Source organism: Terriglobales bacterium (genome assembly GCA_035543055.1).
Lineage (GTDB): Bacteria > Acidobacteriota > Terriglobia > Terriglobales > Acidobacteriaceae > JAIQFD01.
Map to the genome: position 1 here is coordinate 22,426 of DATKKJ010000178.1, position 6,270 is coordinate 28,695.

Consider the following 6,270-nt stretch of genomic DNA (forward strand, 5'->3'; position numbering starts at 1 on the left):
TCAGGCGTGCAATTGGGGCGCGAGGAAGCGCTGGAAGACCTCGTTGGAGAGCAGCCGGCCGCGGTCGGTCAGGCGCAGCACGCGCCCCGCGAGCTCGGCCAGGCGGTCGCGCTCCAGCTCGCGCATGATGGGGATGAGCTCGCGGATGGCGGACTCGCCGAAGCTTAGCGCCACCCGTTGCAGGTCCACCCCGCGATTCAGCCGCAGCCCCAGGAACAGAGTCTCTTCCAGCGCGGCCTGCCGCGAGATGAACGAGCTGGCCGGGACCTCGCCCGCCAGGTAGGCATCCAGATCGTCGGTGGTGGCGAAGCGCACCGCCTCGACGTCGCCCCCCGACGCCGGCAGCATGGAGTGGGCGTCGACCCCGAAGCCGAGATAGGGCTGGCGGGTCCAGTACTTCAGGTTGTGCCGCGACTCGGCTCCCTTCCAGCAGAAGTTCGAGATCTCGTAATGCTCGTAGCCGCCGCGTCCCAGCTTCTGGCAGGCGATCTCGTAAAGCTCGGCGACCAGGTCTTCGCTGGGGACGTCGTGCGCGTGGTACCGGGTGCCGCCCGCAATCACTTCCCGGCCCAGACGCGAGTCCTCGTCCACCTCCAGCATGTAAACGCTGATATGCGGCGGCACGACGGCCAGGGCTTCGTCGAGCGAGTATTTCCACGATTCCGCGGTCTGGTGGGGCAGGCCGGCGATCAGGTCGAGGTTGATATTGCCGACACCGAGGGCGCGCAGCCGGGCGATGTCGTCGAGCACAACGGCGCGGTTGTGCAAGCGCCCGACCGCGGCCGCTTCCCGATCAACGAACGATTGCACGCCCAGGCTGACGCGGTTCACCCCGAAGCCGACCAGCGTCTGCAGCATCTCCGGGGTGAGCGTTCCGGGAGCGCACTCCACCGTGATCTCGGCGCCGGGCGCTACCTCGAAGACCTCGCGCGGGCAATCCAGCATTACCTGCAGGTCCTCGGGAGCCAGCGCCGTGGGCGTCCCCCCGCCCACATAGATGGAATCGACCCGGAGATCGAACTCGGCCCCGACCCGGGCCGCGGTCTGCCGGGCCGAACGCATGTCGTCGCAGACGCGCTCCACGTAGCGCGTCATCAAGCCGGCGGAAAAGACCCCCGAGGCGAAGTTACAGTAGCTGCACTTGGAACGGCAGAAGGGGACCGAGATGTACAGGCCGGTGGGCATCAGCTCTGGAGTGGCGCGGCACAGGACATGTCCGCGCTAGTGTCTTCCTGGACCACACCGAGGATACAAGGGTCCCGGCGCAGGAGCAAAGAATTCGCTGTAACCGGCACCCGCCGAGCTGCTTCTTATAGAATCGGCGGACTTGTGGTGAAACGCGCGGTCATCACCGGGATGGGAGTAGTCAGTCCGAACGGCATCGGCAAGGAAGAATTCTGCCGCGCCGTGCTCGAAGGACGCAGCGGTGTGGGGCGCATCACCCGCTTCGATGCCAGCGAACTGCCGGTGCAGATCGCGGGCGAGGTCCACGGCTTCGACGAGCTGGCGTGGATGGAGCCGATCGAGCGCAAGCACGTCTCGCGCGTGGTCCCTCTGTCCCTGGCGGCTTCGGCGGAGGCGCTGCGCGACGCCGGGCTCGATCCCGCCGCCCTCCCTCTCGAGGAGAAGCGCCGCATCGGCGTCATCCTGGGGACCGGAGGCGGCGCCCAGGATTTCTCCGAGGAGCAGTACCGGCTCTGGCTCTCTGGCAAGCTCAAGCAGGTGAGCTTGTTCAGCATTCCCAGCGGGACCATGGGCACGCTGGCCAGCGAGATCTCCATGTACTTCGGGCTGCGGGGCATGAGCCACGTGGTCACTTCCGGCTGCACCTCGTCCACCGACGCCATCGGCTACGCGCTGCGCAACATTCAGGCCGGCGTGCTGCCCATGGTGCTCTGCGGGGGCGCCGATGCCCCGCTGGCCCTGGGCATCCTCAAAGGGTTCTGCCTGATGAAGATCATGACCGCGTCCTGGAACCACGCGCCGGAACGCGGCTCGCGCCCCTTCTCCGCCGACCGCGACGGCTTCGTGATCGCCGAAGGCGCCTGGATGTTCGTGCTGGAGGAGTACGAGCACGCGCGCGCCCGCGGCGCCAAGATCTATGGTGAAGTGGCGGGCTACGGCTCCACCTGCGAAGCCTTCCATCGCGTGCGTTTGCAGGAATGCGGAGAGGAGCCGGCCCGCGCCATCGTGCTGGCCATGGAGGAAGCCGGCGTCAAGACCGTCGACGTGCAGTACGTGAACCTGCACGGCACCTCCACCCAGCTCAACGACCGCATCGAGACCCGCGCCCTGAAGCTGGTGCTGGACGGACGCGCGGCACGCACTCCGATGTCGGCGCTGAAATCGCAGATCGGCCACCCGCAGGGCGCCTGCGGGGCCGCGGGCGTCGCCGCCACTCTGGTGGCCATGCGCCACGAACAGCTCCCGCCCACAATCAATATCGAGGTCCCCGACCCGGACTGCGACCTGGACTACGTGCCCGACCCGGGCCGCAAGGCCCAGGTCGAGCATGCCGTGTGCAACTGCATCGCCTTCGGGTCGAAGAACTCAGCCCTGGTGCTGCGGCGACTGCAGTAGGTACCCGGCTACTGCTTCTTCATCATCTCCACACTCGGATCGAGCTTCCATTCGCAAGGCCAGGTGCAGGGCATCCCAAACGCGATCAACATCGCGTGGACCTTGGCGAACGACAACTCGAGATGATTGGGGGCTTCTCGCTTGGCGGTCAGCACCTCGAACGCCTTCTGTTCATCGCTGGACAACTTCAGGTCGGGGTACAACGTGAAAACGCGCTTGGGATCGTGAAACAGAAGGGTGCGGAACTTCTCGCTTGTGCAGGCGGCGCCGATGATGGTGAGGAGGGCCGTGGGCTTATCTGCCGTTCCGCCTGATGGCGTACTACCGGTACCGTACGGCATACACTTCTCCTTTCGTCATGGATCTCGGTGACCGGAACCTGGATCAGCCTGGAGTCGGGCCTGTGCTCGCTTTACAGCGCGCAAGGATAGGTACACCAGGGGTTCTTCAGGCGAAGGTTCTTGGTGCTTGCTCTGACCACCACCTGGGTCCGTTCGCATGAGGCCATGAGTTTCCTCCTGTAGGCCGGCCGCATCAGGGCGCCGAGAACGGCTGTCTCCAGTTCGGTCAGCTTCCAGTCACGCGCGCTCACCCGCCTTGCGATCCAGGCGACTGGGTCGCGGGCAGTAAACAGCTTCTTCCGGAACACTCGATCGACGCACGCTGAACCTATGACGGCGGCGATCAGCAGTTTCCTGGGGACCGGGGTGCGGCGAGCAGTCGCTCTCCTTGTGGAACTCCTGCGCGCAGATTTCCTGGGGGTCATCGTTTGCCTCCTTCAGTGGTATGGAGTCTCTTGTACGGATGGGCCTGGCCCCGCCGCAGGCAGATCGAGGCCGCTCATTTCCTGCCATTCGCGCCGAGCTTGCCAGCGGACGGGAAGATCGTCGGCGTCACGCCAAATGGCGAAGAACTGCTGGTACTGTTTGCGGGCCGCCTGGTCATTGCCCTGACGGCGTAAGGCGCGCGCCAATTCCAGGTTCCCCAGCACCCAATCGGCGGGAAATCCATCCCGCAGGATCTCGCCCTTGGCGGCCAGAACCTGTTGCCAGGCGGCCGCGGCCTGGCTCCAGTCCTGCTGCGCCTGGTACGCTCGCGCCAGTCCCAGGCGGAACGAATAGTCGGGATAGCGGGCCGGGTCCGAGCGCAACGACTGCACAGCTTCCGCGGGCTTGCCTTGCGCGGTCTGGATCTCGCCTTTCAGATGCGCCAGGCAGCTCTTGTTGAAGTTCGTGGGCGAGTCCGCGGCCAGCCGTTCCAGGTTCTTGAGCACTGCCGAAGCTGCAGCCAGGTCTCCCATCTGCGCGTAAAGTGTTCCCGCCCGCCGCAGGTCTTCCGCTTGAAGGGCGCGCGGCTCACCTGACGCCAGGACCCACTGCAAATGACGCTGCGCCAGCGCCTTCTCTCCCCGCAGTACGTAGATCGAGGCCAGCAGGTACCTGCGCAAGATCTCCGCCGACCGGTTGCCCGAGGCTTCGTCATTCCGCATGCCGGCGGTGAGCCGTTCGGCGCCTGCCGAGAGCCTCCCCTCGTAAACATCGATGCGCGCCTGATAGATCTGCGCGATGGTCTGGTATGGCCCTCCGACCTTCTCGACGCGTTCCAGTTCCTTCCGCGCTCCGGCGGTGTTGCCTTGCCCGAAGAGCGCCAACGCAAAGCCCCACTGCAGGCGAGGACTCTGCAGGCCGCGTTGCTCAGCCTGGCGATAGGCCTCGATTGCCGCCTGATCGTCGTTGACCAGGTCCAGACAAAGCACCAGGTTGGAATACGCATAGGTGGAAAAGGGATTGAGACGCAGCACTTGGCGAAGGTCTTCGATCCCGCCGGCGATGTTGCCCACGTTCAGATGGGCCTTGGAAAGCTCCAGGTGCCCATCCTCGTCGTCGGGATAGAGGTTGACCAGGACCGCCAGCGTGTCCACCGCCTTCTCATTCTCGCCTTGCACGCCGAAATAACCGGCTTCGATCAGGTGACGCTCCCGGTCGGTGACACCATCACGGAGGGCATACGCCCGTTCCAGCTCTTCCTGCTTCCTCCGGCGGTTGCCTGCGATCTCGTACACCTGCGCCAGTAAGGCGTGTGCCATGGCAAAATCCGGGTCCCGCTGCAACGCACTCTGCAGCAGCAGGGACGCGGAATCCACGTTGCTGCGAGCTAGGTCGTCTCCCGCCCGGGAATAGAGCTGCAGGGCTTCGAGTGAACGGGTTGTGACCTTGGCCAGGGGGCGGCTGCTCTTCTCGATCCTGGGCAGCGATTCGCCTAGATCCTGGCGGACGCGGCGAGCCAGCGTATCGACATTCTCGAACAACTCTTCCTTTGCCGCGAAGCGCTGGCTTTCGGCGAATAGCAGCTTCCCGTTCGAGGGCTGCAGCCCACGCACGTTGATCTGGAACGCGTTCCCGCTGCGCTCGATGCTGCCCATGAGGAGCACTTGCAAGTTCTCGCGCTGGCAGATCTCGCGCCCCAGCGCCTCGTCGATCCTGGGCGCACCCTCGCGCTTCATCCTTTGCAAGGCGGCGACCATGCGGTCACGTGGCAAGACGTTCAGATAGCTGGACTGCTGCAAGGAGATGGAAAGCGCTTCTCCCAGGGTACGGTCGAATACGGGATCGCCGGCCGAGTTATCGAAGTCCGAGATCAACACCCAGTCGCGCTCGGCGAAGGCCGGCCTGGGCGCGGTCCCGACCGGCAACAGGAGGATGACGGCGACCACCGCAGCCGCCGCCAGCAAAGCCGTCAGGACCCGCGAGCGCAGGCTCAGGACCGGCGCCACCGCCGCGGTGGCTCTGCGCTGCAAGGCGCGCAGATCCACCGCCAGGTCGGCGGCAGTGGCGTAGCGCGCCGACGGGTCCTTGGCCAGCATCTTGGAGACGATCCGCTGCAGTTCCTTGGACACGCCCGGCGCCGCCTTGCCCAGAGGCAGTGGATCGTGGTGCAACACCCGATCCAGCGTGGCGACCGCCTTCGCCTGACGGAACGGATGCTGTCCGCTCAGCATCTCGTAGAACACCACGCCCAGAGAGAAGATATCGGCGCGCGTGTCGGAGGGCTCCTCGCGCAACACCTCCGGCGCCATGTAACCCGGTGTACCGGCATAACTCGAACTGACCGATTCGAGGCTGGCGGTGTCGGAGCTTTCATCGAGCACCGGCATGCGCCGGGCCAGGCCGAAATCCAGCACCTTCACCAGCCCGGCGCCAGTGAGCATGATGTTCTCCGGCTTGATGTCGCGGTGCGAGATGCCGCGGGCGTGGGCAGCAGCCAGCGCGTCGGCGCACTGGATGGCGATGGGCAGGAAACTCTCGACCGCCATCAGCGGCGTGGCCCGCATGCGGTGGCGCAGCGACTCGCCCTCGACATATTCCATCACCAGGAGCAGCTCGTCCCCGTCCTCGACCACGTCGTACACGCCGGCGATGTTAGGGGAACTGAGCGCCGAGGCGCGCTGCGCTTCCTTCAGGACTTGCTTGCGGGCATCGGGATCGGAGCGGAGCTTGGGCGAAAGGCGCTTGACCGCCACCTCGCGGCGCAAGACGGTATCGTCGGCGAGATACACCTCGCCCATGCCGCCGGCGCCCACTAACCGCTTGATCTGGAAACGCCCGACGCAGCGGCCGACCAGCTCATCGGCGCGGTGCGACGCCTCCGGCTCTCGTTGCGGAGTAGCCATGCCACGTCCCGCTCAGGGAA

General features: G+C 65.7%; 4 protein-coding genes. 1 reads left to right on the forward strand and 3 read right to left on the reverse strand.

Features of this window, described 5'->3' with window-relative positions; genetic code table 11:
- Positions 1-1,185, reverse strand: coding sequence for a radical SAM family heme chaperone HemW (gene hemW / locus VMS96_11800; protein HVP44108.1), 1,185 nt, complete (start codon positions 1,183-1,185; stop codon positions 1-3).
- Positions 1,186-1,332: 147 nt separating this feature from the next.
- Between hemW and VMS96_11805 the strand changes: the two genes are divergently transcribed.
- A complete protein-coding gene (locus VMS96_11805; protein HVP44109.1) occupies positions 1,333-2,580 on the forward strand; it encodes a beta-ketoacyl-[acyl-carrier-protein] synthase family protein in 1,248 nt (415 codons plus the stop codon).
- Positions 2,581-2,588: 8 nt separating this feature from the next.
- Here VMS96_11805 and VMS96_11810 read toward each other — a convergent pair whose 3' ends face one another.
- Both VMS96_11810 and VMS96_11815 read right to left on the reverse strand, forming a co-directional pair.
- Positions 2,589-2,921, reverse strand: coding sequence for a hypothetical protein (locus VMS96_11810; protein HVP44110.1), 333 nt, complete (start codon positions 2,919-2,921; stop codon positions 2,589-2,591).
- A gap of 437 nt (positions 2,922-3,358) precedes the next feature.
- Positions 3,359-6,250, reverse strand: coding sequence for a protein kinase (locus VMS96_11815; GenBank protein HVP44111.1), 2,892 nt, complete (start codon positions 6,248-6,250; stop codon positions 3,359-3,361).
- Positions 6,251-6,270 lie beyond the last annotated feature (20 nt).